A 24,929-nucleotide genomic window follows, 5' to 3' on the forward strand; every position below is an offset into this window, starting at 1 on the left:
GGGGGTAGCTACGGAAGTAGCGGTCATCCAGAATCGTTACGACAAAGAGCTGAACAGGGGTGGCTATGTGAGCCGTTGGTCAGACCTTCGCTCAAAACGCGCACACTTTCTCGGCAAAGCGTAAAATTACATTCAGGAGCCGGCATATTCCATATGGCGGACCTGCGGCATGAGACGTCGCAGCCTGCTCCCTTTCCTCGTCGATTGACCGCTTTGGCGAAGGTGGAGGCGAGCTTATTCGAGGCTTTGCCGCAAGTGCTGGCCCAGTCTGATAGCGAGCGCGACAATGGTGAGGGTGGGCATGTCGTTGCCTCCGGTCGGGAAGACCGAGCTGCCGGCGACGAACAGATTTGCGAGGCCGTGCACCTGGCACGAACTATCGACCACGCCGGTTCGCGGGTCGTCGCTCATCCTCGTCGTGCCCATGTGGTGTCGAACCCAGTGATATGGAATGTCTCGCTCCCCCGCCGGGTTTTTGTCCTGGCCTGGATGAATGGCGCTTCTATGCCCCAGCCGCTTCATCTCTTCAGTGATGATCGCCTGGACACGCTCAAGCGTCCGTCGGACGAGAGGCCCCACGTTCCATTGCAGCTTCACACGGGGCAGACTGAACTCGTCGAGCCTTGTATCGAGCGTGACGCGGCTTGCCGGATCCGGTTCTTGTTCCAGTATCGTGTCAAAATGAAAATGCCTTGCACGCCGACGTGAGTGCCAGATCCGTTCGAAACCTGCCGATATTGCTCCCGCCGGATGCATCAGGATAGTTCGGCCGCATTTGATAAGGTCGCGATGCAGCCGGCCTCTCCGCAGCCAGAAGGCAAGATACTGCAAAGCTTCGGAACCATCCATGTGATTGACGCAAGGCCCAGGCTTGATCCATGTGCGGGAATCGAGGAGGCGCTCGCTTGCACGTATTTCGGGCCGCAGCGCCAGTCCGAATGCATCATTGGTGCCGCGGTTTTCAGGCGACAATCCGGTCGTGCGGGTCCAGGGCACGTGGAGGTCTATCATGTTGTCGGGCTGGCTGACTTGCAGGCTTCCCCATTTTACCCGGGGATGCTCCATGAAATAGCGGCCAACCAGGTCATACTGGTTTCCTATGCCATTCGGCGCCTGTCGGTTTGAAACAAGGAGCAGGCGCGCGTTTTCGATACCGCCGCAGGCCAGCACGAAAAATCGCGCACCAATCTGGAATCGTTTGTTCGGCGTACTCGCTACCTCGATGGAGCGAACCCGCCTTCCGCAGTCGTCGGTGTCGAGCCGCAGCGCCGTGGCATGCAGCACGACCTGGACGTTTTTTGCGTCCTTAAGCTTCTTGCGAAGCGTTGCTCCGAGATCCGGAGTGGGACTGAGAAAGCAGCGTTCCGAAAAGAGCGGCCCGTTTTCAGGCATGACCGCGGAAGTCGGCCAATCGGTCAGCAGGTCGTCGATTCCGAGCAGGCGGGCTGCGGTCTCATAATGGGGTAGTAATGATTTATGGTCGACGGGCCAACCACTCAGGGGTATCCAGGGCCGATGCTCGAAATCGCCATGATCCAACATCTTGCACCATCCGCCCCAACCAGCCTTGCCTGTGCTCCCGCCGAACTGACGGAGGCGGCAAAGGTCAAGAGCTTCGTAAGGTTGGCCCACGGACAGCCCGCGCGACAGCCGTTGGCGCCAGTGCTCGTACGTCATGCCACCGCTTTCGATGACGCATATGCGATGCCGCGTGCCTTCTAGTTGTGATGCTATCGCCAGGCCTGCGGCACCCGCTCCCACGATGCACACATCCGCCTCCAGGCGCATGCCTTGCGGAAAGGCGTTGCAATCTTCAATCATGGCGTCGATCGGGCATGATGTCGATCGGGACCAGCAATTGCACGCCTGTGAGAATAGCGTGGCCATTTGCGCCTTGCCCCCAGCCCCATTTGGCTGTTGGTCCCGCTGGCATCGGGCGGGCACGTCAAATTTGTGATCCGAAGAAAACAAATGTCACGATACGAGCAACGGCGCGAGGACTGCCGGAGCCTCGCCCTGTGCTCCATTCGGTTAGCCTCTGGAAGTTCGGCCACTGGCATTCCGTTGTCCAAGCCTGATCCTCTTGGCTGCCTCCGAGCGCAACGCAGTTAAATTTGGCGCCACAATCGGATAATCCGGCGGCAAGCCCCATTTCTGGCGATATTGCGCTGGCGTCATGCCGATGGATGTAAGGTACCGCTTCAAGGATTTCATGCGGCGCCCGTCCTCCAGGTTGACGATGAAGTCAGGGGTCACCGACTTGCGGATCGGCACGGCTGGAACAGGTTTCGGTTCGGGCTGGTGATCGCCCACGGCAAGCTTTTGCAAAGCACGGCCGACATTCTGGATCAGGTCAACCAGATCGGAAGGCGACGTCCGGTTTTTCCTGACATAGGCCGAAACAATATCAGCGGTTAGCTCAATGTGGTCGGCGGGGTCAGAGTCCATGAGTCCGCTCATTGCCTGAAGAAGGCTATCTTCCGTGGCCGAGGCGCGGAGCACGTTCTGCATCGCTCATTGAAGGATTGCCCACCGTCACAGGAGAATGCTCCTGATGCCCCGCTCCTTGCATGGCCCAATGCCATCCCCAGGTGCCGTTTGTGTCAATTGTCCCTTGGCGGCAGCCGATCCATCCAAAAGTGGTACCGCTTGGCAATCCCGATCCCGTGATGGCAGCGGCGAAACCGGCAACACCGGCGGCACAGCTAAGCCGGCAAGACCGCACTGATCCGATGCCGGCGCGCACATGTCGCGTACCGGTATCGACCGTCAAATCGATATCCAGCGCCGCCTCGCTGCGACGGCTCGACTTGTTCGCGACGGCTCGACTTGTTCAAGGCTGTCGTGTCTGGAGCTTCATGGCGCGCTTAAAGTCACGATTGTCCACGCGGACAGCGCAAGACATCTCCAAGCCCGTAAGCCTTGAACAATGCTTGCGCCTTGCACTGCGCATGTGCGCTTGGACCTGAGCGGCGCGGCTTGACGAACCGCTCTTTCTACCACTCCGAGCCGGTATAGCCCGCAGCTTCCTTCCACAATGCGAGTGCGATGCTTGGCGAGCGGCCTTTCACTTCAATGTCTTTGCCGCGGTACTTTCCAGCCGCAATCCACACTGTCTTTGAACGCTGATAGATGTTGATGTCGAGGGCGCTGGCTAGAGCTTCCCAGTCCCTGCGTCTCGAAAAATCCATCCGACCCCCATCTCTCCATAATGTGGAGCAGTAACGAACATGGCGGATGAGAGTTCCCAGATCGTGAGGACTTCACCATTGGTTTGCGCAAATGGGTCGCACAGCGGTGAAAACTGCCTCCGCTGGCTACGCCAGCGGAGTATTGAATTGGGCGATATCCCCAGGCTGGAGCTATTTGGCCGCCTTTGCCGTCCTCTCCGCACCCACCAGACTTGCCAGCGGTTTTTCACCAGATCCGCAGGTGCCATCCGATCGGGCCGGCCTCGGACGACCCGACCTTTGTCCGGAATCGGCAAAACGACGAGATGAAGAAGCCACTGAAGCACTCAGTGAGACTGTCAAAAGAATGTGTTCGATCATGATAAGCCTCCAAAAGAGGGCATTGCTTGTCCCGTGGAGATGGATAGTTTTTTCGAGAAAAATCGCGGATATCTCGATTAATTCTTTGAACCCTTTAAATGAGATAGGACTCTGTGTGCACGTACCTACTATACAAAGAGAACCCTTACACACTGATCTTCGCCTTGGCCCCGAACTGCAGACTGGCGAGCAATGGATCGGCATGCGGGCAAGGGAAACGTGACGGCTGAAGCATGCAAAGCTTACTTGATACAAATTGTTGTGAACGCCCGTCCTCGTAAAAAGGGTCTACATTCTTGGATGCGCGCGCATAAGTGAGGTCTTTGGCATGGGACCGTTATCGCGAAGGACGTTTGCACAGGGAACGGTTCTGGGCCTGTTACACTGGCTTGGCTTTACCAACCCTGGCAATGCGGCCACTCAATCTTCAGCTGGCGTAACGCTTATCGCCGGCGGCAGACCTGCGGCAACGCTCGTTATTTCGGATCAGCCGAGTGGCTCTGTTCACTACGCCGCCACGGAACTCGGCTGGCACATAGAAAAAGCGACCGGCATCCAACCTACCATCACAACTGAAAACCATGTCTCGCCGGCTGGCTTGCGTAACGCCGCCCATATTTTTCTGGGCGACACCCGGTTCGCCCGGGCAGCCGGAATCACATTCGGCGCATTGGCGCGTGAAACCTGTATCATCCGAACCGTCGGCAACCATCTGTGCATCGCCGGCCTCGATCATCCCGGCAGTGCACTCGACCAAAACACGTCCGCGGGCACCCTCTTCGGCGTGTACGAGCTCCTTGATCGCTATTTCGGTGTCCGATGGCTATGGCCAGGTGAACTGGGAACGTTTGTCCCAAAGGCACAGTCCTTGGTGATCCCCGCGCTTGATTACGTCGTTACGCCCCGGTTCATGCAGCGTCGCGTGCGCGCTGGGGCTGGCTTCACGAGCGAAGAACATCCCGAAATGGGTTTCACCGCAGCAGCGGCGAAAGAATATATGAAAGCCCAGGCCACGTTCCTGCGTCGCCACCGAATGGGCCGCAGAGTACCCACGAACTACGGTCACGCTTTCGTCGACTGGTGGCAGCGGTATGGCACCGAGCATCCCGAATGGTTTCAATTGGTCAGAGGCAAACGGGGCCCGGTGAGGCTGGGCGCTCGCTTCTCGATGTGCATTTCCAATCCGGGCTTGCGAGAAGAGATCGTCTCGCAATGGCGTGAGCATCGGAGCGCCTCTGCGGGACAGCCAACTTTCGTCAATGCGGTCGAGAACGACATCCCGGGGCAGTGCGAGTGCGAAATATGCAAAGCGCTGGATGGCCCAGAGCCGCCTGACTATCGAAAGTTCATTCCGTCGAAGTCGAAGATCGCCAGCAAGCCTTTCGTATCGGACCGCTATGCGCGTTCATGGCAAGCCATTCAGCGGATAGCCGCGAAAGACGACCCTAACGCGGTCGTGGTGGGATACGCCTATATGAATTACTTCGCGGCACCGACATCGGGAATCAAGTTGAACCCGAATATCCTGATCGGGTTTTGCCCATCGGCCTGGTACTATCCACGCAGCGGCGAAGAGCAGGACTGGATAAAAGACCAGTGGCGCGGATGGGCGGCAACGACTGCCCAGGTGTTCATGCGCACCAACTATTTCCTGGATGGCTACTGCATGCCGCACATATTCGCCGGCCAGTTCGCCGACGAGTTTCAGAACGCGGCGCGAAACGGGATGGTCGGAACCGATTTTGACTCGCTGACAGGCCATTGGGCGACGCAAGGTCCAAATCTCTATTTGTTGATGCGCCTGCAGACACATCCTGAGACTGCCGTGGAGTCATTGTTGTCGGAATATTATTCAGCCTTCGGACCTGCGGCCGACGACGTCAAAAGCTATTTTGATTATTGGCAGGCGTATACTTCGAACGCTCGCGCCCAGCTGCGGGAGGGGTTCGAGGCTCTTGGAGCATCTCGTTGGCGAAGCTGGGCGAAGGCGGCGCACGCTGTCTATCCAGAGGAGAGTTTCGCGCCGGCGGAAGCCTTGCTTGACAGGGCGGCAGCCTCCGCAATCCAAGATCCGGAAGCCTCGATGCGGGTGAAGTTTCTTGAGCTGGGATTGCAGCATGCGAAGCTGTGCTCGCGAGCGGCCAGCAAGCTCACGCTCGGCGATCCGCAATCCGCCTATGAGCGCGGAAAGCCGGAACTGGAAGCGTTGCTGCAATTTCGGCGATCATATGAGCATATGTGGATATCCAACATGAATCACTGCGCGTGGGTGGAGAGCCAGAGTTGGATCCTGCCGGGCTTTGCGATTCAATCTCCGGACCTTGATCCGGAATGATCCATCTATTTTGAAAGAAGATTTGCGGGAAGCTAGCTGGCCAAGCCGCGCGATATCGCGCCCTGGCCAGCTAGGGAGAGGTGGTCGGCGTTGTGCCAGGCACTGCCGACTGTGCTCGGTGCAGTTGCGGGAGCGCTTCTGTCCATGAACGGGGGGACTGCGTCAAGACAGGCGACAGACACGACAATCACCTCGCAATTTTTCCTCAATCGCCGGAGAGGACACGTCGTGCTGCGCGGAAGTCGGTGCCTGGCTCTGGTTTCCCGATGTGAGGCCGAGACTTGCCGGACTGCATTTTTCCTGTCGGCTTTGAGCTGTGTTAACGTTGCCCTTGAACCGGTGGATCGGACCGAGGGGACTAGGGTCCGAAACCCGATTTTCATCCTGTTTGGCTGACACCTCCCATTGTTTTGGGAGCTGTGAACCACCTGGGCATTTCGCGATTCGAAGGCGAACCTTCAACCGCGCCCTAGAGTATTGTTAGGCCCAGGTACTTCCCACCTCCCTTTATAGAACACGGGAAGTCTGTAACCTATGACTGCAAATTGTAAGCTGACAGTTTGGGGCTACTCCGTTCGGATACCGTGTGTTGCCGACGGCAAGGGCCGCGGCACCGATGGCAGCGGCAATGGCCATGCTCAACCGGCGCGTTCATCGGATCCCCGGTACCCAAGGTCAACGTCACAAGAGTCCGCAAAGTGTAGCCAGGAACATGGAACAACCGCTCTCAGCAGCAGTTGTCCGGTTCAGGAGGCAATATGAGCGCGACGATCGAGTTCTTTCGAACCTGGCTGCAGGAGAATGTCGGAAACCTGGCGACCGACACGCAAGTCAGCGTCGCGGTGTTGGCCCAGCAATTCGAGCAGGATGCGGACGCCGCAGGATACGGGCGCGAGGTTCGCGAAGAAGATATCGGCAACATAGAAGACGCCATCCAGCAGGCCCTCGACAAGGCGAACGCAGCCAACGGCCGGCAACCAGTTCCGGAGGAAGATGGCTCGCTTACGCCGATTATCGAAGGTCTTGAGGCTGCGGAGCCTGAACACTCAGCGTCTGCCGCCGGTGATGGCCGTAAGGAAGGAAGCTGACGAGCGCGTACAGCCGAATACCGGATCGTTAGTCCGGCGTATCGGGCTGGGTCGATCAGCGAGGGAAGTCGCGCACAGGATGATCTTCTTCACGAGCGATACTCATTTCAACGATCCACGCATCCTGCGAATTGACCGGCGGCCGTTCGGCTCGCTGGCAACGCATGACGCGGCGCTGATGAGCCTCTGGAACGAGACCGTCGGCTCGGACGACGAGATCTGGCATCTGGGTGATTTTGCCCGCCCGAAGGCCGGCATCGAAAACATCCTGTCGCAGCTCAATGGGCGCAAGCACCTGATCATCGGCAACAATGACGGAAGCGATGCAACGCTCGCATCTGGCTGGGCCAGCATCCAGCACTATGCGGAACTGGTGGTGGACGGTACCCTCCTCGTCCTGTGCCATTATCCGTTTCGGACCTGGAATCAGATGGGCAAGGGATCGGTGAATTTGCACGGCCATTCGCATGGCAAGCTGAAGCCGCTTACTCGCCAGCGTGATGTCGGCGTTGACGTGTGGAATTTCCGGCCGGTTTCCCTGCCGATCCTGCTCAGCAAGCACAACCGTCGATCAGGCTGAGCGTGGCCCGTCGCCACTGACCGGCAGTCGTCCTTTATACAGTTCTGGATATGCTTCGCTCAGCATCAAAGCCGGACAAGAATGAAGATCGATCACGATTTTCCGTTACAGGAACAACAAGGACGGCGCTCCGTTGGGAAAGTGATCGCAACAAGCGATTTAACCAATGGAGGCACTTATGATGAAAACGATCTTGGTCGCATCCGCCCTGTCCTTAGCGCTTGCCACATCCGCCCTGGCCCAAACGAGCGGCTCGGGCAATGCCGGCGGTACCGCAGGCGGCGGCATGAACAACAGCGGCACGAGCGTCAACGGCTCCGGCAGCACCACGGGGACCGTCACAACTGATCCGAATGCGACGAACTCGACCACGACAACACCAAACGGCATGAATGACCGTTGCAAGGACACTGCGGGCAATGACGTCGACACCAATACCGCCAGCGGCACTGCCACCTCGCCGTCCCAAAATTGTAACAAATAGTTCCGCCAGCAGAATTCAGCTCAGGCCTGGCGATGACGGGCCTGAGACATCATGTCGAATCGCAAGGCTGGGGCTATCGAAAGACGGAGTGCATGACCGCTATAGCGTCTTGGAGCACAAAGTCTTGAGCCTCTCAGTCGCACCCGATCGGCAGCGGTTTCGTTTTGCCGGTCAATCTGGCTCCCAGCGTCAGGCTGTTCGGGAAGCCGCTCACGAACGTGTTCATCGCGGCAGCGGACATGGGATGGGAGGCAAGGCGTGCCAACAAGGCAGCCACGCGAATGCGGGTTGCAAATTGGCTGTTCCAGACCTTCGAATAGCGGCGGCCAACAGCAATCCTCGCCGCCCGGTCCCAACGGCCGAACCTGGCCAGTTCGTTGGCTAGCAACCAGCCTGACTGCAGGGCCATCGAAATGCCTTCAGCGATGATGGGATGGGACTCACCGGCGAGGTTGCCCACCCGAAATATGTCGTCGGCAAAACGTGAACGAATGCCAGGCCGTATGGGCCCTGCGGCGAGCCATTCGCCATCGAGCGTGGCATTCACGATCGTGGAGGCGACACGGGGACACGAAGCAAGGATATGGGCATGAACAGCTTGGGCTGCCGACGAGACGTTGCCTTTTTCGCGTAGCCTGATCAAGACGTCGCGGCGCATGCAGCACGACAGCGACATCCTGTTCCGGTCGGCCCAGACCATGCCGCCATAGCCGCCGGGAAATGCCAGCAGGGGCATGAGGTCGCGGTCGAGCTCAGCGCCGGTGAAATGAGCCTTGAATCCGAAAAGATCGTGCGGCGCGTTGGTTTTCGGCAGGTTCGTCGAAAGCTTTCCTTGTTCCCATGAGCCATGCGCGGCAATCACGACCGGCGCAACGAGAACTCCCTGATCGTGCTTGCTTTCGATCCGAACCGTAGCGTTGTCACCATCGGTGCTGATCTCCGCCGCCCGCCAAGGCTGGAACACGTCGGCCCCGGCATCGCGAGCCGCATCCAAAAGTATGCCATCCAGAACGTCGCGCCCGAGCGCGCGTCCAAATGCATCTCCCGCGGCCCGCGGCATGCCCGCATCCGTGCCGGGACCCGATGCAAAAAGTGCAACCCGCTTGACCTCCGGACCGGCTTTGGCGCGAACCGCGGCGCCTCCGCCCAATCTATCCAACAGATCCAGATTGACCGCGGACATGAATTCCCCGCAAACTTTGCGGCGCGGGAATTCACTTCGCTCGACGATGGCAACAGCGCGCCCCTGGCCGCTCAAAGCCAAGGCCACCGAAGAACCACTTGGCCCGGCGCCTATGACGATGGCGTCGTACATCATGGCAAACCTTCCGAAGCGCGGTCGACGGCAAGGAAGGCGTGGGTAAACGGTCCAATTCTGCGTTCTGCACACTGGCGTCTGAAATCCGGGGGCCATAGGCTGGAAAGCTCATGACCCGCAAAACCCGCGCGGACGCTTGCCGCCGCATCGTGCAAAGTCACCTCGTTCGCGCCGATGACATGCAGAAGCGAACAGGCTCTTAAGGCAATGGCGTTTCGGCTCGGCTCGGTGGCGAGAAACACTGGCGCCAGAGGGCGAATCGCCAAAAACAGGCGTTTCAGGGCTGCGTCCGGAAAATGGTGCAGAAACAAGTTGGCCGATACCACATCGAAGGCGCCTGCTCGGGGGCTTTCGATCCATTCGAAGACATCATCGATGATGGTTTCGACCCGCCAACCAAGTGCGTAGAAATCAGCGAACCGCCTGTCTGAAATGAGGTTGAACTGGTCAAGCATGACCAGGTCGACATCTGTCCAGCGCCGGGCGAGGCGCTTTGCGACGGAAAGCATGAATGCTCCATCGCCGGAACCAATTTCCAAAAATCTGGTCGGGCTTTTGCGCACGCTTGCCTTCAACAGGCTGGCCATGATCGCGCTCTGAAACATCAGTGCGTTTATCCAGGCGAGATCACGCCGCGAACCGACGGCCCTTGGATCGTCGGGAGGCAAATTGTCGAGCAGTTCCCGCTCGATCCGACGATGGTCGAGATCATTGGCCATTCAGGTATCGCCGGCTGTGTGGAACATCATCGTCTCGGTCGTCAGGCCAGGTCCGAATGCCATGGCACAACCCACACGGTCTTCCTTTGTGGCCTCGCGCAGCATTCGCTCGAGTACGAACATGACGGTAGCAGAGGACATATTTCCGTTTTCACGAAGGACCTCGCGGGAGGTCGACAACGCATCGGAACGGAGATTCAGCGCTCGCTCCACTGCGTCGAGAACGGAGCGGCCGCCCGGGTGGACGGCCCAAAGGTCGACGTCTGAAACGCTCCTGTTTCCCAGAATGCTGCCTATGTCTGTGCCGAGTGCATGGTGGATTGCGGCGGGAACCTCTCCCGACAACACCATGTCGAAACCGTCGTCATGTATGTTCCAGGTCATGAGGTCGCGGCTGCCGCCATCGACGAGCGCGTGAAAACTATCCAGTCCTATGCCAAAAGGACTGGCGCTTACCGACGCAGCCGAGCAGCCATCGCCCCACAGGCAGAACGAGAGCAGCTTTTCAAGATCGGAGGTCTCCTTGAGGTGAAGCGTACAGAGTTCGATGCTGACCACCAGAACCCGGGCCTCGGGTTCCGACCGGATGATGTGTCGTGCCTGCTTGAGTGCGTTGATCGCTGCATAGCAACCCATGAAGCCGAGGATTGTGCGCTCGATGGAGGTCGGCAGGTTGCACCGGGCAATTATTTCCAGATCCAGGCCGGGGGCGGAAAACCCCGTGCAGGTGGTGACGATCAAATGTGTGATACGGCTCCTGTCCTGACCATGAAGGAGCTTCTCCACGGCCTGTTCAGCCAGAGCGGGCGCTGTGGCCGCGAACATCTCCATGCGCTTTGCCGTGCCTGGAAACGCGCCGCGTTTGAAAACACCCTCCAAATCGACACTTGGGCCTTCAGGATCATCGGCGGGCGCAAAGCACGAATAACGATGCTCTATTCCGCATCTGTCCGCCATGCGATCAAAGATCGCCCGGCGACGGGGATCTGCCGTCAACTGGGAACCGGCAAATTGAAGAAAGAAGCGGTGAACGCCATTCTCCGGAACGGCTGCCGCAATCCGGTTGATGAAAGCTTGAGCGGGCATCTTTTCCTCGGCCTACAGCTTTAGGCTGGTGTACCGCGGGCGGTGACTACGAACCCGACCGGGTCGGGACCAGCCCCTGAGAGGTGGTAAACACTCTCATAAACGTTCGGGACAGATGAAAGCTTCCCTCGTCCTCGACGATTTCCAAGGTGCCGGCCAATGGCGGCACCAAGCGCAATTGGAGGCCTCCTCGCTGTCGGCGGCGCAGGCGGGCGAGCGTCGAATGTGGCACCGTACCGCAACGGATGCCGCATTCGCATCAGGATGGGTGGCATCGCGGCCGCCATGTAGCCAGACGAGTCATCCATTCCTTGACTGGCCAAGGCCTTGGCCAGTCGACCGCGATCTCGGTCGGACCGGCCGGTTCCCCGGACCACCAGGGGTATTGTCGAGGCGGCTTAGCTATCATGGCAGCGGGGACAAACCGCTGTCGAATGGCCGTGCGCGGAGATACCCTATTTGGCGTTTTTGGCCCCGCCGATCTCCTTGTCCCACTTCTCGAACATGGCAACCAGCGGTTTGGCGTCGAGCGGCGGTTCGATCGGGTTGTCGGCGATCATCGCGGCATATTCGGGCCGGCCGAAACGCTTGATCGTGTCCTGGCTGTCCTGCGGCGCCATCTCTATCGGCACGTCCCTGATCGACGGGCCGGGGTACATGTAGCCGTGATCGTACATGAATGCCTGCTGCTCGGGCTCAAGGATGAAGGCGATCAGTTGCAGGAGAACGCCGAGCTTTTCGTCGGAAACGCCCTTTGGGATAGCCACATAGTTGGCGTCGCTGACCCAGTGGAAGCCCTTCAGGGTCGCAATCTTGTAGTCTTCGGGAACGATGCCGAGATAGCGCGGATTGATGTCCCATCCGGTGGTCGTGGCGATGATATCGCGCGTGCCGTCACCCAGTTCCTTCATGGTGACGGTCGTGCCGGAGGGATAATAGTCGATGCAGTCGTTCAGTTCCTTGAGATAGGCCCAGGTCTTCTCCCAGCCGTCGATAGGATCCAGCGGATCCTTGTCGCCGAGCAGGTAGGGAAGGCCCATGACGAAGGTTCGGCCGGGGCCGGAATTCGCCGGGCGCGCATACATGAACTTTCCCGGATGCGCCTTGCACCAGGCAAGCAACTCTTCAGCGGTCCCAGGAAGGTCCTTGACCCGATCCGGCGCATATTCCAGGAGCGGGCCTGACGGATACCAGCTATCGACGAAGGCTTGGCCCTTCGCCATCTGCTGCATGGCATAGGCGCCCGGTAGGTAGCGCTCGTCGAGCTTGGGAAACATATCGGCATAGTCAGGCAGGATCTGGGTCCACAATCCCTGGTCGATGCCCGCGGCAAGGGCGTCGTTACCGGTGAGCACGAAATCGATGTCCAACCGGCCTGCCGCCTGCTGGGCCTTGAGCTTGGCGGCAAGTTCGGGCGCGGGCGCCTGCGTGTAAACGAACTTCGAAATCAGTTCCGGATGGGTCTCGGCGAACTTTTCAAGCGCCCGCTGGCTGAGTTGCAGGTCGCCGGCAACGTCGACCACATTGATGACCAGCGGCTCCTTCGGCTTCGGGAACTCCTTGGCAAGCACGAAAACCGGCCTTGCCGCCGCGGCAACGCCAGCACCCAGGATCGTTAGAAGGGCATTGCGTCGGGTTGTCATTGGTGTCTCCTCCCTTTCTAGGTTGCGTGGACGGTTATTCGCCCACGGTGTCCGGCACTTCGCGAAGCAGAGCAGCCGATTGCGGATCGAGAAACAGGTGGCAGTCGGCATGCCTGCGCAAGATACCGGCCGGCACCATCGGCGAGATCGGCGCTTCGACCGTATCGCGCACCGCCTCGGCCTTGCGGCGGTCCGGCACCGCCAGCACGATCAGACCGCTTTTCATGATCTGGTTGACGGTCATGGAGATCGCCCTGTGCGGAACGTCTTCCAGCGTCGGAAACCAGCCTTCGCCGAACTGCTGGCGGCGGCAGCGGTCGTCCAGCGTTACCAGGTGGAACGGTGCGGTCGTCTCGAAGTCCGCGGGCGGATCGTTGAAGGCGAGGTGGCCGTTCTCGCCAATGCCCGCGAATGTCACATCGATGGGGTGACGCTCAATCAACGCATTGATGCGCGCCACCTCGGCACCTGGATCCGGCACGTCCCCGTCGATGAAATGAAAGGCCCCGAGCGACGGCAGCAACGCGGTGAAGCGCTCCTTGAGATAGCGCCGAAAACTGGCCGGATGCGTATCCGGCATGGCGACATATTCATCGAGGTGAAAGCCGGTGACGCGCGACCAGTCGATGTCATCCCGCTCCACCAGCGCGGCAAGTACCTCGAACTGGCTGGCTCCGGTGGCGAAGACGATATTGGCCGCCCCGCGCGCCTCGATCGCGGCGCGGATCGACTGCGCCCCCAGTTCAGCGGCAGCGGCGCCCAGCAGCTTTTTGTCCGGTTTCACGTAAATTCGCATGATCACTCCGTGGTTGTAAGTCGATCGAGCCCCGCCGTTTCTCGCTGCGAGCACGGGGCCTGGGTTGTCGCCCTGATGACGAATTCGGTGACGAGATTGATGCGCTTGTGAGCGAGCGGCTTGCCTTGCAGCATAGCGACGAGAAGCTCGACCGCCTGCCTGCCGGCCTCCGCGCAATGGGTTGCGATGGACGTCAGGGGCGGGAAAAGGGTCGGCGCCAGTATGCCGTCGCAGCCGATCACGCTGTAGTCGCCCGGCACCGACAGGCCGCGCGCGGCAAGCCCGGCCATGATGCCTTGCGCCATGACATCGTCGAATGCGAGTACGGCGGTCGCGGCCGTCAGGACGAGTTCATCGACGCAGGCCTGGCCGGCCTCGAAGCTTGGCCGCGAGGTCGGAACCCGTACAATCTCAACCCCAAGCTCGGCGGCCCTCCTGGTCACGGTGCCGTAGCGCTGGCTGTTCGACCAGGAGAATGCCGGCCCGGAAACATAGGCGATCGATCTATGGCCCAGCGAAACCAGATGCTCCAGCGCCTGCCCATAGCTTGGCCCGCTATCGACCAGAAGCCGTACCATGCCGGGAATGTCGCGGTTGACGAGGACGCAAGGCCGCCTCCGCGCATGTTCAAGGATCTGTTTCGTGTGCAGGCGCGAAGAGGCGATGATGAAACCTTCTACCTGCGCCGACAGCTTGGTCAGGAGAATGTCTTCCACTTCCGGCGTCTCGTCAGAATCGCCGATAAACGTCGCATAGCCACAGTCGCGGGCCGTCGCCTGCCCCCCACGCATCAACGCCGCGAAGAACGGGTTGGTGATGTCGGGCACGATCAGCGCGATATTGCCCATCCGGCCGGTGCTTAGTGCGCGCGCGGCATGGTTGGGGACATAGCCGAGTCTTGCGGCGACCGAGTGAACCCGCGCGACCGTCTCGCGACTGAGAAGCTCCGGCCGGCTGAAAGCACGCGAAACCGTAGCCGAAGAGACGTTGGCTGCGTCCGCCACCTCGCTCAGCGTCGGTGCTGAAGATGAATTGTTCCGCCTTCGGTCAGGCATGCGCGCCCCTAATGCAAGCGCTTGCATGAAAGCGCTTGCACGAAGTCGTGTCAAGGATTGATTGGCCTAGAACAGGTCGGATAATCGGACTGTCCCCCGAGGCAGTCCTCCACAGGCGGAAACCGACCTAATGCCGATCGACGTCAGGGATAGGGCAGAATCGGCGCAGGCCGACCGAAGCCGCGCCGATCACGGTAGGCATTGCCGCGCTGTCAACCCTTCGACTGGAGCGCGTGGATCACGCCGCGCAGTTCCGCCAAACCGCGCAGGCGACCTATCGCCGGATAGCCCGGATTCACCGTTTTTGTGAGATCATCCAGCATGCGGTGGCCGTGGTCGGAGCGGAAGACGATGGTGTCGTGCGGTTCCCGTTTGCCGTCTTCGGCCAACAATTCGCGCAGTACCGCAACCATGTCCACGTCGCCGTCCAGATGCGCCGCTTCATGGAAGGTGCGGCCATCGCCTTCGCGCTTGGTCGCCCGCAAATGTGCGAAGGGGATGCGCGACGCGAAGTGCTTCGCCATCGCCGGAAGATCGTTGTCGGCGCGCACGCCAAGGCTTCCGGTGCAAAAGCACATGCCGACGGCCGGCGACGGAACTGCCTCGAAGAGCGCGTTGTAGTCGGCGGCGGTCGAGGCCACCCGCGGCAGACCAAAGAGCGAGCGGGGCGGATCGTCCGGATGCAGCGCAAGCCGGACGCCGCTGCTCTCTGCGGCGGGCGCGATCGCCGCCAGGAATTCGGTGAGATGGTGGCGCAGCCGGGCGGCATCGATGCCCGCATAACGCTCCAGCCGGTCGCGAAATTGCGGGACCGTCAACGGCTCCGTGGTCGAGCCCGGCAGCGCACTGGCGATGTTGGCGACGAGGGTCGCGGCCTCCTCTTCGCTCATCGCCTCGAAAACAGCTTTCGCCCGCTCGCGGTCCTCGTTCGAATAATCGGCTTCGGCTCCCCTGCGCTGCAGGATGTGCAGGTCGAAGGCTGCGAACCGGTCCTGGTCGAAACGCATCGCGGTCGCGCCGCTTGGCAGTTCGTAATCGAGATCGGTGCGGGTCCAGTCCACCAGGGGCATGAAATTGAAACAGATGATATGGATGCCGTTGGCCGCAACCGCTTCCATGCTGGCGATCCAGGCCTCGATCTCGACTTTCGCCTCGCCCCCGTGACGCTTGACAGCGTCGGGGACCGGTATGCTTTCAACGACCGACCAGACAAGCGGCGAGCGGTCGGACGGCGTATCCTCGATCGTCGCCTTGCGCGTCGCCACCTCCGCCTTCGTCCAGGCACGCCCGATCGGGACTTCGTGCAACGCCGATACGATATCGGTGGCGCCGGCCTGACGCACCGCATCAAGCGGAACCCCCGCGTCCGGCCCAAACCATCTCCATGCCTCGCGCATTCGTCATTTCTCCAACTATTTCAGGGCTGGTCGGCTCAAATAAACCAGTCGGGGTAGGCGTCGCGCAGTTGCTCGACATCGGGAATGACAGCGCCCAGATGGATTCGCATGGCCTCACAGGCAGCCTTCACGTCATGCGCCGCTATGGCGTTGCGGATGACCGTATGCTCGCCGATCACATGGTCCATGCGGCCAAGCGCCGGCAGCGTCATGCGTCGCGCCCGGTCGATCTGCACCTTGACCGGCTTCAGATAGTTCCAGATGCCGGAATAGCTGGCTATTCGGGCAATCGCCTCGTGAAAGGCCTCGTCGGCCTCGTGAAATCCGTTCATGTCCTGTCGTTCGGCAAGGAACCGCTGCCGCGCCAATATGTCGTCGAGCTTTCCCACATCGTCGCCGTTTGCGCATTGCGCGGCCTTTTCGACCGTGGCGCCTTCCAGCGCCTTACGGATGACGACGGCTTCGGGAATGAGCGAGATCGGTATCGGCGCGACGAAGGTTCCCGACTGAGGATAGATATTGACCAGCCCGTCTTCGACTAGGCGAATCAACGCCTCGCGCACCGGCGTGCGGCTGACACCGAAACGCTCGGTCAGCACCTTTTCATTCAAGGCGTTGCCGGGCTTAAGCTGCATGGATACGATCGCCTCGTGCAGTTCGCGGTACACTGCGGACGCAGCCGTCGTACGCACGATGCCCGGCCGACGCATCTTCGTTCGAACGGAGACGGCGTCGCGGTCGGAGCCCGCAATGCCCGCATGCGCCTTTGCTGATGTCATTTCTCGATCCCCGATCTTCAATCAGTTGACATATTAATATATTATTCCTTACTGTTCGCCAATATCGGAACGCCGCTTCATCCCAAATTATGATCGCGCGCATTCAATCGCCCCTCCCTTCCGAACGCCGCTTTCGCGGCTCGACCGCAAGGATTTTGCAATGCCGCTCCATCCCGACAGGCTTTTTTCGCCTGATCCTACCGTCCGTTCCATCGCCAGGCGCCTCTATGAAGGCGTGCGTGCCTTGCCGATCATCTCCCCGCACGGCCATACCGAGCCGGATTGGTATGCGTATGACCTGCCGTTCCCGGATCCGGCCACGCTGTTCGTCAAGCCCGACCACTACATTTTGCGCATGTTCTATTCCCAGGGAATGCGCATGGAAGATTTCGGCGTCCCACGACTGGATGGGGGCCCGATCGAAACCGATCCCCGCAAGATCTGGCGCCGCTTCGCCGAGAACTACGCCCTTTTCCGCGGCACGCCGACACGGCTGTGGTTCGAGCATTCGCTGGCAACGGTCTTCGGAATCGAAGAGCGGCTCGGCGCGAAGAATGCCGACCTTCTTTATGATCGCATCGCCGAACAGCTCGAACGGCCGGAGATGCGCCCGCGCGCGCTCTACAAGCGTTTCAACATCGAAGCCATCTCAACGACGGACGCCGCCACCGATGCGCTTGCCGCGCATGATGCGATCAAGGCTTCCGGCTGGGACGGCCAGGTTGTGCCAGCCTACCGGCCAGACGCCGTCGTCGACCCTTCGCGCAAGGGTTTCCATGCCGAGGTGGAGCGGTTCCTGGCGTTGGCCGGAACGCCGACCAGCTATCCCGGCTATCTTGAGGCGCACCGCATCCGCCGTGCCTACTTCAAGCAGCGCGGCGCGACGTCCACCGACCACGGCCATCCGAATGCCCGCACCGCCGACCTGTCGAAGGCGGAAGCAACGGCTCTGTTCGACCGGGTGCTGAAGGCCGATGTCTCGCCCGAGGATGCGGACCTGTTCCGCGCACAAATGCTGACCGAAATGGCGCGCATGAGCGTCGAGGACGGCCTGGTCATGCAAATCCATCCCGGCTCTTTCCGCAACCACAACCCGCAGATTTTCACCGAGTTCGGCTTCGACAAGGGCGCAGACATTCCCACCGGCACCGATTATGTCCACGACCTCAAGCCGCTCCTCGACGCGTTCGGCAACGACACGCGCCTGACATTGATCCTGTTCACACTGGACGAGACGGCCTATGGGCGCGAGCTTGCGCCGCTTGCCGGGCATTATCCGGCGCTGCGCCTCGGCCCGCCCTGGTGGTTTTTCGACAGCCCCGAAGGCATGTACCGGTTTCGCAAACTTACCACGGAGACAGCTGGCTTCTATAACACGGTGGGCTTCAACGACGACACCCGTGCCTTCTGTTCGATCCCCGCGCGGCACGACATGGCGCGCCGCGTCGACTGCAATTTTCTCGCGGAATTGGTGGCTGACCACCGGCTCGACGAGGACGAGGCGCAGGAAGTGGCGCACGATCTCGCCTACCGCCTGGCCAAGAAAGCCTATAGGCTCTGACCATGGCGCAGCGGCTTTCCAATCGGACCTGGGTGACCTGCCGGCCGGGATCGGGCGCGCGGACCGCAGAGGTCGGCTCGGCTGCCGAACTGGCCGCCGTCTTCCTGCGGCTGAAGCAGGTCCTCGGCACCGATCTCTCGGCCAGCCCCCATCTCGCAAGGCTAGGAACCGCATTGACCGATCTTTTGAACGACGGCGCCGCAACCACCGTGGCATGATTGGCGCAGCGGTTCACGCACGAAGCAGAAAGCGGTTGTTTTTGAGGACTGGTAGATTAATATATCAAAATTGAAATCCTGCCGGACAAGACAGGACCCCAGCGGAGGAGATGAAGATGATCAAGATCACTCGGCGACAGGCGGTCGGCGGACTAGCCGGCATGGCGGCGCTTCCGGTTGCGCGCGCGTTTGCCCAGACCGCCAAGCTGCCGACCGCGCCCGTCACCATCAATATCGTCGATGTCGCCGGCAATCTGGCGCTAACCCAGAAGGCGATCGAGAATTACAAGACGGCCAAGCCGGAACTGATCTCGAACATCGTCTTCACCAAGGCGCCGGCCCCGGAGCTTCCGGGCAAGATCAAGGCGCAGCAAGCGGCGAACCGCGTCGATATCGACCTCGTGCTTACCGGAACGGATGCGCTGTCGGCAGGCCTCGAGATGGACCTGTGGGTCAAGCTGCTTCCTGACGATTCGGGCGCCTTGCCGAAGCTGGCCGATATCTATCAGGAGCCGGCAGCGCGGATGCAGACGCTGGCCAAGGACCACGGCGTCGTCGTCACCTACTACCCGTCCGGGCCGCTGCTCGAATACATGCCCGACAAGGTCAAGACGGTGCCGACCACGGCGGAGGAGCTTCTGGCGTGGGCCAAGGAGAACCCGAACCGGTTCCTCTATGCGCGCCCGGCCAATTCCGGCCCCGGCCGCACCTTCCTGATGGGTCTTCCCTATCTGCTCGGCGACAGCGATCCGAAGGATCCGGTCAAGGGCTGGGACAAGACCTGGGCCTATCTTAAGGAACTGCACAAATACATCGAATATTATCCGACCGGCACCGGTGCGCTGATGAAGGAACTCGGCGAAGGCACGCGCGACATGACTGTGTCGACGACTGGCTGGGACATCAACCCGCGCGTTCTCGGCGTCGTGCCGAAGGAAGCCAAGGTTGGGGCGCTGAAAGGCTTCCATTGGGTCGCCGACGCCCATTACATGTGCGTGCCGAAAGGGGTCAGCGACGAAAAACTGGCCGTGCTCAAGGACCTGATGGCATTCCTGCTGACGCCTAAGCAGCAGGCCTATACCTATGACGAGGGCTATTTCTATCCGGGCCCGGCGGTCAAGGATGTCACCCTCGACATGGCGCCGCAGGAAAGCCAGGATGCGATCGCCGAATTCGGCCGCACCGAATATGCCGACCTGATCGCCAACAATCCGATCGAACTGCCGCTGGAGCCAGCTTCGATGGTCACGGCATTCCGAACCTGGGACGAACAGGTCGCCGCCGCCGCGAAATGACAAACCTTTGAGTTTCAGCGCATAATAGGAACCGGGCATGCCGCCCGGTTCGCCTACAACAATGGGGCTACGAACGGATGCTGCTCGCCTCGTCGAAATTCGACGAACTCCGCCTCGATCATATGAGTCGAAAATTCGGCAGTATGAGCGCGCTGAGTGACGTTTCGCTGACCGTGCGCAAGGGGGAATTCATCGCCCTGCTCGGACCTTCGGGCTGCGGCAAGTCGACCGCCCTGAACTGCATCGCCGGACTGCTTTCCACCACGGGCGGCAGCATCTATCTCGACGACAAGCGTATCGACCAGCTTAAGCCGGAAGACCGCGGCTTCGGCATGGTCTTCCAGAACTATGCGCTGTTCCCGCATATGACCGTCAAAGCCAATATCGGCTTCGGCCTGAAGATGCGCGGCACGCCCAAGACCGAGATCACGCAACGCGTCGACGAGGCGCTGGGACTGGTGCGGCTGGAAACGCAGGGCCACAAGCTGCCGGGTCAACTGTCAGGCGGTCAGCAGCAGCGGGTCGCCATCGCCCGCGCCATCGTCATCGAGCCGCCGCTGGTGCTGATGGACGAGCCGCTCTCCAACCTCGACGCGAAATTGCGCATCGAGATGCGTGCGGAAATCCGGCGCATCCACAACCAGCTCGGGGCCACCACCCTTTATGTGACGCATGACCAGGATGAGGCCTTGTCGCTTGCCGACCGCATAGTCGTGCTGCGCGATGGCCGAATCCGGCAGGTCGGCGCTCCGCGGGACCTCTATGAGAGCCCGGACCATCTCGACGTCGCCGAATTCATGGGCTACCGCAACCGGCTAACCGGCAAGGTCACCCGGCGCGACGGCGACATTGCCACGGTCGAAGTCGGCGGCGTCAGCCTTTCGGGCAGAGTGCGCGACGATCTCGCGGTTGGCGCGCACGCCGTGATCGCCGCCAGGCCGGACGATGTCACCGTGAGCGACAAGGGCGTCGGGACGCTCGATGCGAAGGTCGAAACCATCGAGTATCGCGGCCGGGAATTCGTCGGCACGGCACGCACCGAGGGCGGCCTCGAGCTGATTTTCCATGCCAGCCAGGCCGCGTCGGTCGGGAACACGGTTTCGCTCTCGATCGATTCTGCCCATGCCCTGATCTACGCTGCCTGAGGATGGCGATGTCGACGCTCGATCATACGCCCTCTCCTTCTCTGCGCCAGCGGCTGGCCTTGCACGGGATCGACGGCGTCACCCTTCTGGTGCTTCCGGCCGCCTTGTTTACGCTGGCGATCTTCGTCTATCCCTTTGTCTACGGCCTGCTCCTGTCCTTCCAGCCGAAGGAAGGGGGGCTCCTCGCCAACTACCAGCGTTTCTTCACCGACCCGTTCCTCTACAACACCATTGCCACCACGCTGTGGCTGGCGGTGCCGGTCACCGTTATCAGCCTGGCGCTGGCGCTGCCCATCGCATTTCGCGTTCGCCTGATGACGCACCAGCGCATGCTGACCACCATCCTCGTGCTGCCGGTAACGCTCGGCACGGTGCTGGTAGCGGAAGGCCTGCTCAACTATCTGGGACCGCAGGGCTGGTTCAGCCGCACGCTGATGTTGTTCGGCGTCATCAGCAGTCCCGTGAAACTCACCAACAATTACTGGGGTGTTTTCGCGTCGCTGATCATCACCGGTTTCCCGTTCACGTTCCTTTTGACGCTTTCCTATGTGACAGGCATCGATCCGGCACTGGAACAGGCAGCGGCGACCCACGGCGCGCGCTCCTGGCAGCGGTTCCGCTATGTGTTCCTGCCGCTGCTGATCCCCGGCCTGGCCATCGCCTTCCTGCTTTCATTCGTACAGGCCTTCGCCGTCTTTCCGTCGGCGGTTCTGCTCGGTGCGCCGGCCGGGCCGACCCGGGTCATCTCGATTGCAGCCTACCAGGCCGCCTTCGAGCAATATGACTACTCGATGGCCTCGGCAATCGCGATGATCATGGCCGGTGTGCAGTTGGTCATCGTCGTCGCCATCCTGATGCTGCGCAACCTGTTCTATCGTGGCAGCACCGCAGGCGGAAAGGGCTGACATGATCCGCGACACAACCATCGCCGCCAAGCTCTGGACCACCGCCATCTGGGTGGTGGTGGGTTTCTTCGTACTCAACCTCGCGGCGATGATTGCCACGGTCATCCTGTCGTCCTTCGGCACGCGCTGGCTGGGCACATGGATTCCTGCCGGCTTCACCACCCGCTGGTATTTCGCCGCCTGGGCGGAATTCCAGCTCCACGATATCCTGATCGTAACCTTCCAGATCGCCTTCACCGTGGTCGCGCTTTCAGGCCTGCTCGGCGTGACGGCGGCCTATGCGCTGGCGCGGCGCGATTTTCCCGGCAAGAAGCTGGTCATGCTTCTGTTCCTGCTGCCGCTTCTGGTCCCGCCGATCACCTTCGGCATTCCGCTGGCTACCGTGCTCTACCAATCGGGGGTCGGTGGCACCTTCTGGGGCGTGGTGCTGGCCAATCTCGTGCCGACGGTTCCTTTCGTCATCCTGGTGATGATCCCCTTCATCGAGCAGATCGATCCCAAGATCGAGGCGGCCGCGCGTGTCTTCGGCGCCAACACGTTCCAGCTCTTTCTCCATGTTCTGCTGCCGATGCTGATGCCGGGCATCTTGGCGGCGCTGCTGCTGGTGCTGGTGCGTACCATCGGCATGTTCGAACTGACCTTCCTGACAGCCGGGCCGACCAGCCAGACGCTCGTCGTGGCGCTGTACTATTCGGTCTTCGCCTCGGGCGTTCGCGCGGTGCAGTCGATCGACGCGATGGCGGTGGTGTATATGATAACGACGCTGGTCTGGCTGCTGATCGCATTGCGCTTCGTCAATCCGACGCAGATTGTAGCGCGGGCAAAGCAGCAGCCCGCCTCCGCCTGAAACAGGCTTTTCTTTCCGCCGCATGATGGCGGCGGAAAGCCACTCTCTCCAGGAATCCTGGAGCGTTCGAGGTTCGAAGGAAGCGCTCTTATACGGGTTGGTTGCTGGCCGGATCCGCACGGATGAGAGCTGCGATCAAGCGCTGTGTCTGGAGCGCCTCCTCACCCGTCACGACCGGATCGCGGTCTTGCGAAATCGCATCGGCGAAATCGTCTATCAGCGCACGATGCGCGTCATGGGGGAAGTCCATGATGGCTGCGCCGCTGCCTGTCTTCCCCTCCGCCTCGACGCGCTCTTCGCGCCCGTCGAGCCAGCCGACGCTCAGCGCACCGCCAGTCAGCGTGGCCGTGCCGAGCGAGCCGACAAGCTCCATGGTTTCAGGCGAGCCCGGATAGGCCGCCGTCGTGGCGAGCAGCGAGGCCGGCGAGCCGTTGCCGAGCCGCATCAGGGCGGTGACGTAATCCTCAGCCTCCATGCGGTGCAGGCCGGTCGTCCGCACCTGCGAAGCCACCACCTCGATCTCTCCCAGCAGAGAGCGGAAAAGGTCGATGGCGTGGATGGCCTGCGACAACAGCACGCCGCCCCCGTCCCGCGCGAAGCTGCCGCGGCCGCCGGTGTCGTAGTAGGCCTGCGGCCGCCACCACGGAACCCGAAGGCTGGCCGCCTCCACCGTGCCGATGGCGCCGGAAGCCAGCACCTGGCGCAGCCGCAGGCTGGCCGGCCGGAAACGGTGCTGCAGGACGACGCCGAGGCGCAGGCCGGCCCCGCGGGCCAGCGTGACCAGCTTCTCGGCGCGCGCCAGCGTCGTTTCGAGCGGCTTTTCGACAAGCACGTGCTTGCCGGCGGCAAGGGCCAGCTCGGCCACCGCCAGATGTGCGTTGGCCGGCGTCAGCACCAGCACCGCCTGAACTTCGGGATCGGCAATCGCGGCCGCAATATCGGTCGTCACGGGAAAGGAAAACTGGTCGGCAAAGGCTTCTGCCGTCGCCTGGCTGCGGCTGGCCGCCCATTTCACCTCGATCCTGCCGGCAAGATCGACGAGGCTCTTCGCATGCGGCAACGCCGCCGGACCCAAGCCGATCATGGCGACACGTAGCCTGCTCATCGCGCGTTCCTTTCCTGCCCCGTCACGACGACCGCCGCCGCCTGCGCCTCGAGCGCCAGCCGGCAGACCGTGAAGACATGCTCCTGCGTCATCGCCGTTTCGGTACGCTCGCACATGTCGGCAAGCAGGCGCTCGAAATAGGATATCTTTTCGCCCGACGCATCGAAATGGCGCGTGCCCTGGCCATCGACGAGGAATACGTGGTCCGTGCCAGGTTTGCCGGCTATGTCGACATATTTCCTAAGTTCGATCGTGCCCTTGGTGCCGAGCAGGATGAGCCGTCCATCCCCCCAGGTCGGCAGCCCGTCGGCGGTGAACCAGTCGACGCGGATATAGCCGCTCGCTTTGTCTCCCCGCAGGAGGATGTCGCCGAAATCCTGGAATGCTGGAATGTCAGGAGCGCCAAAATGGCCGACCGCACTTGAAACGACATTCGCGTCGGCGCAGCCAGTATAGAACAGGAACTGATCAATTTGGTGCGAGGCGATATCGACCAGGATGCCGCCGTAATTCACGGGATCGAAAAACCACGCCGGGCGTAGCGCACGGTTGAGCCGGTGCGGCCCCAGGCCCGTCACATGGATGACTTCGCCGATGGCGCCCTCCATCGCCAGCTGCGTCGCCAGCGTCGAGGCTCGGGTCAGGAGGCGCTCCGAAAAGCAGATCGAAAAGATGCGTCCCGTCTCACGCACGGTCTGCCGCACGGCGGCAAGCTGCTCGAACGTGGTCAGGCCGGGCTTGTCCGCAAGCACGTCCTTGCCATGCCGCATGGCCTCGACGGCAATGGCGGCCCGGTCGGAGGGGACAGCCGCGGTAACGACGAGGTCGATGGCGGGATCCTCGATCAGGCGCCGTCGTTCGACCGGCGCGATCCGTGGAAAACGCTCGGCGATGCCGGCGGCAACCTTGGGATCGGTCGTCGCGGGATCGTAGCCGGCGCACTCGGCGCCGGCATCCAGAAGCCCACCGATCAGGTCATAGACGTGACGATGATCGATGCCGATCACGGCAAATCGCATTGG

At 61.1% G+C, this 24,929-nt stretch carries 23 protein-coding genes; 10 read left to right on the forward strand and 13 right to left on the reverse strand.

The window, feature by feature from the left end:
- Window positions 1-234 precede the first annotated feature (234 nt).
- The 3 genes from FJ979_RS12810 to FJ979_RS12820 form a co-directional block, all read right to left on the reverse strand.
- Complete coding sequence (locus tag FJ979_RS12810) at window positions 235-1,887, reverse strand: GMC family oxidoreductase (protein ID WP_140558006.1); 1,653 nt, start codon at window positions 1,885-1,887, stop codon at window positions 235-237.
- Window positions 1,888-2,031: 144 nt separating this feature from the next.
- Window positions 2,032-2,511: a MucR family transcriptional regulator gene (locus tag FJ979_RS12815; RefSeq protein WP_318012505.1), complete on the reverse strand. Its 480-nt coding sequence runs from the start codon at window positions 2,509-2,511 to the stop codon at window positions 2,032-2,034.
- A gap of 485 nt (window positions 2,512-2,996) precedes the next feature.
- A complete protein-coding gene (locus tag FJ979_RS12820; RefSeq protein WP_140498455.1) occupies window positions 2,997-3,191 on the reverse strand; it encodes a hypothetical protein in 195 nt (64 codons plus the stop codon).
- A 688-nt stretch (window positions 3,192-3,879) separates the two neighbouring features.
- Here FJ979_RS12820 and FJ979_RS12825 point away from each other — a divergent pair.
- From FJ979_RS12825 to FJ979_RS12840, 4 genes are all read left to right on the forward strand, one after another.
- Window positions 3,880-5,886, forward strand: coding sequence for a DUF4838 domain-containing protein (locus FJ979_RS12825; protein WP_140498456.1), 2,007 nt, complete (start codon window positions 3,880-3,882; stop codon window positions 5,884-5,886).
- Window positions 5,887-6,644: 758 nt separating this feature from the next.
- Window positions 6,645-6,974 (forward strand): DUF768 domain-containing protein, encoded by a 330-nt coding sequence (locus FJ979_RS12830; RefSeq protein ID WP_140498457.1) that lies wholly within the window; start codon window positions 6,645-6,647, stop codon window positions 6,972-6,974.
- A gap of 79 nt (window positions 6,975-7,053) precedes the next feature.
- The gene (locus FJ979_RS12835) at window positions 7,054-7,554 is read left to right on the forward strand and encodes a metallophosphoesterase family protein (RefSeq protein ID WP_140498549.1); all 501 of its coding nucleotides are present in this window, start codon (window positions 7,054-7,056) and stop codon (window positions 7,552-7,554) included.
- A gap of 178 nt (window positions 7,555-7,732) precedes the next feature.
- Entirely contained in the window at window positions 7,733-8,038 is a 306-nt protein-coding gene (locus tag FJ979_RS12840) for a hypothetical protein (protein ID WP_140498458.1), read from the forward strand.
- A 133-nt stretch (window positions 8,039-8,171) separates the two neighbouring features.
- Here FJ979_RS12840 and FJ979_RS12845 read toward each other — a convergent pair whose 3' ends face one another.
- The 8 genes from FJ979_RS12845 to FJ979_RS12880 all read right to left on the reverse strand — a co-directional run bounded on the left by FJ979_RS12845 (window position 8,172) and on the right by FJ979_RS12880 (window position 16,762).
- Window positions 8,172-9,356, reverse strand: a complete 1,185-nt coding sequence (locus FJ979_RS12845) for an NAD(P)/FAD-dependent oxidoreductase (protein ID WP_140581301.1) — start codon at window positions 9,354-9,356, stop codon at window positions 8,172-8,174.
- A complete protein-coding gene (locus FJ979_RS12850) occupies window positions 9,353-10,075 on the reverse strand; it encodes a class I SAM-dependent methyltransferase (RefSeq protein WP_140581303.1) in 723 nt (240 codons plus the stop codon). The genes FJ979_RS12845 and FJ979_RS12850 overlap by 4 nt, the downstream gene beginning before the upstream one ends.
- On the reverse strand, window positions 10,076-11,161 hold the full coding sequence (locus tag FJ979_RS12855; RefSeq protein WP_140581305.1) for a type III polyketide synthase: 1,086 nt from the start codon (window positions 11,159-11,161) through the stop codon (window positions 10,076-10,078).
- Window positions 11,162-11,616: 455 nt separating this feature from the next.
- Window positions 11,617-12,804 carry an extracellular solute-binding protein gene (locus tag FJ979_RS12860; protein WP_140525310.1) on the reverse strand — a complete coding sequence of 396 codons (1,188 nt, stop codon included), beginning with the start codon at window positions 12,802-12,804 and terminating at the stop codon, window positions 11,617-11,619.
- 34 nt (window positions 12,805-12,838) lie between these two features.
- On the reverse strand, window positions 12,839-13,600 hold the full coding sequence (locus FJ979_RS12865; protein WP_140581306.1) for a glucosamine-6-phosphate deaminase: 762 nt from the start codon (window positions 13,598-13,600) through the stop codon (window positions 12,839-12,841).
- A gap of 2 nt (window positions 13,601-13,602) precedes the next feature.
- Window positions 13,603-14,655, reverse strand: coding sequence for a LacI family DNA-binding transcriptional regulator (locus FJ979_RS12870; protein ID WP_140581308.1), 1,053 nt, complete (start codon window positions 14,653-14,655; stop codon window positions 13,603-13,605).
- A gap of 212 nt (window positions 14,656-14,867) precedes the next feature.
- Window positions 14,868-16,052 carry a mannonate dehydratase gene (gene uxuA, locus FJ979_RS12875; RefSeq protein WP_140525307.1) on the reverse strand — a complete coding sequence of 395 codons (1,185 nt, stop codon included), beginning with the start codon at window positions 16,050-16,052 and terminating at the stop codon, window positions 14,868-14,870.
- A 35-nt stretch (window positions 16,053-16,087) separates the two neighbouring features.
- Window positions 16,088-16,762, reverse strand: coding sequence for a GntR family transcriptional regulator (locus FJ979_RS12880; RefSeq protein WP_140513573.1), 675 nt, complete (start codon window positions 16,760-16,762; stop codon window positions 16,088-16,090).
- A gap of 229 nt (window positions 16,763-16,991) precedes the next feature.
- Between FJ979_RS12880 and uxaC the strand changes: the two genes are divergently transcribed.
- The 6 genes from uxaC (at window position 16,992) to FJ979_RS12910 (ending at window position 22,802) form a co-directional block, all read left to right on the forward strand.
- Window positions 16,992-18,392 carry a glucuronate isomerase gene (uxaC, locus tag FJ979_RS12885; RefSeq protein WP_140581309.1) on the forward strand — a complete coding sequence of 467 codons (1,401 nt, stop codon included), beginning with the start codon at window positions 16,992-16,994 and terminating at the stop codon, window positions 18,390-18,392.
- A gap of 2 nt (window positions 18,393-18,394) precedes the next feature.
- The gene (locus FJ979_RS12890; protein WP_140561309.1) at window positions 18,395-18,610 is read left to right on the forward strand and encodes a hypothetical protein; all 216 of its coding nucleotides are present in this window, start codon (window positions 18,395-18,397) and stop codon (window positions 18,608-18,610) included.
- A 119-nt stretch (window positions 18,611-18,729) separates the two neighbouring features.
- The gene (locus tag FJ979_RS12895) at window positions 18,730-19,905 is read left to right on the forward strand and encodes an extracellular solute-binding protein (protein ID WP_140513571.1); all 1,176 of its coding nucleotides are present in this window, start codon (window positions 18,730-18,732) and stop codon (window positions 19,903-19,905) included.
- A 77-nt stretch (window positions 19,906-19,982) separates the two neighbouring features.
- Window positions 19,983-21,050, forward strand: a complete 1,068-nt coding sequence (locus FJ979_RS12900; protein WP_140581311.1) for an ABC transporter ATP-binding protein — start codon at window positions 19,983-19,985, stop codon at window positions 21,048-21,050.
- A gap of 8 nt (window positions 21,051-21,058) precedes the next feature.
- Complete coding sequence (locus FJ979_RS12905) at window positions 21,059-21,955, forward strand: sugar ABC transporter permease (protein WP_140581312.1); 897 nt, start codon at window positions 21,059-21,061, stop codon at window positions 21,953-21,955.
- A 1-nt stretch (window position 21,956) separates the two neighbouring features.
- Window positions 21,957-22,802 carry an ABC transporter permease subunit gene (locus FJ979_RS12910; RefSeq protein WP_140581314.1) on the forward strand — a complete coding sequence of 282 codons (846 nt, stop codon included), beginning with the start codon at window positions 21,957-21,959 and terminating at the stop codon, window positions 22,800-22,802.
- An 88-nt stretch (window positions 22,803-22,890) separates the two neighbouring features.
- On the opposite strand, the gene FJ979_RS12915 is transcribed toward FJ979_RS12910, so the two are convergent.
- Complete coding sequence (locus FJ979_RS12915) at window positions 22,891-23,907, reverse strand: Gfo/Idh/MocA family oxidoreductase (protein WP_140581315.1); 1,017 nt, start codon at window positions 23,905-23,907, stop codon at window positions 22,891-22,893.
- A complete protein-coding gene (locus FJ979_RS12920) occupies window positions 23,904-24,926 on the reverse strand; it encodes a Gfo/Idh/MocA family oxidoreductase (protein ID WP_140558027.1) in 1,023 nt (340 codons plus the stop codon). The genes FJ979_RS12915 and FJ979_RS12920 overlap by 4 nt, the downstream gene beginning before the upstream one ends.
- Window positions 24,927-24,929: the final 3 nt, after the last annotated feature.

This window comes from Mesorhizobium sp. B1-1-6 (assembly GCF_006443035.1).
Taxonomy (GTDB): domain Bacteria; phylum Pseudomonadota; class Alphaproteobacteria; order Rhizobiales; family Rhizobiaceae; genus Mesorhizobium.

Bases quoted from the DNA above. Each gene is read 5' to 3' on its own strand.
- FJ979_RS12810 (WP_140558006.1), bottom strand. From the start codon at position 1,887: ATGGCCACGCTATTCTCACAGGCGTGCAATTGCTGGTCCCGATCGACA.
- FJ979_RS12815 (WP_318012505.1), bottom strand. From the start codon at position 2,511: ATGCAGAACGTGCTCCGCGCCTCGGCCACGGAAGATAGCCTTCTTCAG.
- FJ979_RS12820 (WP_140498455.1), bottom strand. From the start codon at position 3,191: ATGGATTTTTCGAGACGCAGGGACTGGGAAGCTCTAGCCAGCGCCCTC.
- FJ979_RS12825 (WP_140498456.1), top strand. From the start codon at position 3,880: ATGGGACCGTTATCGCGAAGGACGTTTGCACAGGGAACGGTTCTGGGC.
- FJ979_RS12830 (WP_140498457.1), top strand. From the start codon at position 6,645: ATGAGCGCGACGATCGAGTTCTTTCGAACCTGGCTGCAGGAGAATGTC.
- FJ979_RS12835 (WP_140498549.1), top strand. From the start codon at position 7,054: ATGATCTTCTTCACGAGCGATACTCATTTCAACGATCCACGCATCCTG.
- FJ979_RS12840 (WP_140498458.1), top strand. From the start codon at position 7,733: ATGATGAAAACGATCTTGGTCGCATCCGCCCTGTCCTTAGCGCTTGCC.
- FJ979_RS12845 (WP_140581301.1), bottom strand. From the start codon at position 9,356: ATGATGTACGACGCCATCGTCATAGGCGCCGGGCCAAGTGGTTCTTCG.
- FJ979_RS12850 (WP_140581303.1), bottom strand. From the start codon at position 10,075: ATGGCCAATGATCTCGACCATCGTCGGATCGAGCGGGAACTGCTCGAC.
- FJ979_RS12855 (WP_140581305.1), bottom strand. From the start codon at position 11,161: ATGCCCGCTCAAGCTTTCATCAACCGGATTGCGGCAGCCGTTCCGGAG.
- FJ979_RS12860 (WP_140525310.1), bottom strand. From the start codon at position 12,804: ATGACAACCCGACGCAATGCCCTTCTAACGATCCTGGGTGCTGGCGTT.
- FJ979_RS12865 (WP_140581306.1), bottom strand. From the start codon at position 13,600: ATGCGAATTTACGTGAAACCGGACAAAAAGCTGCTGGGCGCCGCTGCC.
- FJ979_RS12870 (WP_140581308.1), bottom strand. From the start codon at position 14,655: ATGCCTGACCGAAGGCGGAACAATTCATCTTCAGCACCGACGCTGAGC.
- uxuA (WP_140525307.1), bottom strand. From the start codon at position 16,052: ATGCGCGAGGCATGGAGATGGTTTGGGCCGGACGCGGGGGTTCCGCTT.
- FJ979_RS12880 (WP_140513573.1), bottom strand. From the start codon at position 16,762: ATGCGTCGGCCGGGCATCGTGCGTACGACGGCTGCGTCCGCAGTGTAC.
- uxaC (WP_140581309.1), top strand. From the start codon at position 16,992: ATGCCGCTCCATCCCGACAGGCTTTTTTCGCCTGATCCTACCGTCCGT.
- FJ979_RS12890 (WP_140561309.1), top strand. From the start codon at position 18,395: ATGGCGCAGCGGCTTTCCAATCGGACCTGGGTGACCTGCCGGCCGGGA.
- FJ979_RS12900 (WP_140581311.1), top strand. From the start codon at position 19,983: ATGCTGCTCGCCTCGTCGAAATTCGACGAACTCCGCCTCGATCATATG.
- FJ979_RS12905 (WP_140581312.1), top strand. From the start codon at position 21,059: ATGTCGACGCTCGATCATACGCCCTCTCCTTCTCTGCGCCAGCGGCTG.
- FJ979_RS12910 (WP_140581314.1), top strand. From the start codon at position 21,957: ATGATCCGCGACACAACCATCGCCGCCAAGCTCTGGACCACCGCCATC.
- FJ979_RS12915 (WP_140581315.1), bottom strand. From the start codon at position 23,907: ATGAGCAGGCTACGTGTCGCCATGATCGGCTTGGGTCCGGCGGCGTTG.
- FJ979_RS12920 (WP_140558027.1), bottom strand. From the start codon at position 24,926: ATGCGATTTGCCGTGATCGGCATCGATCATCGTCACGTCTATGACCTG.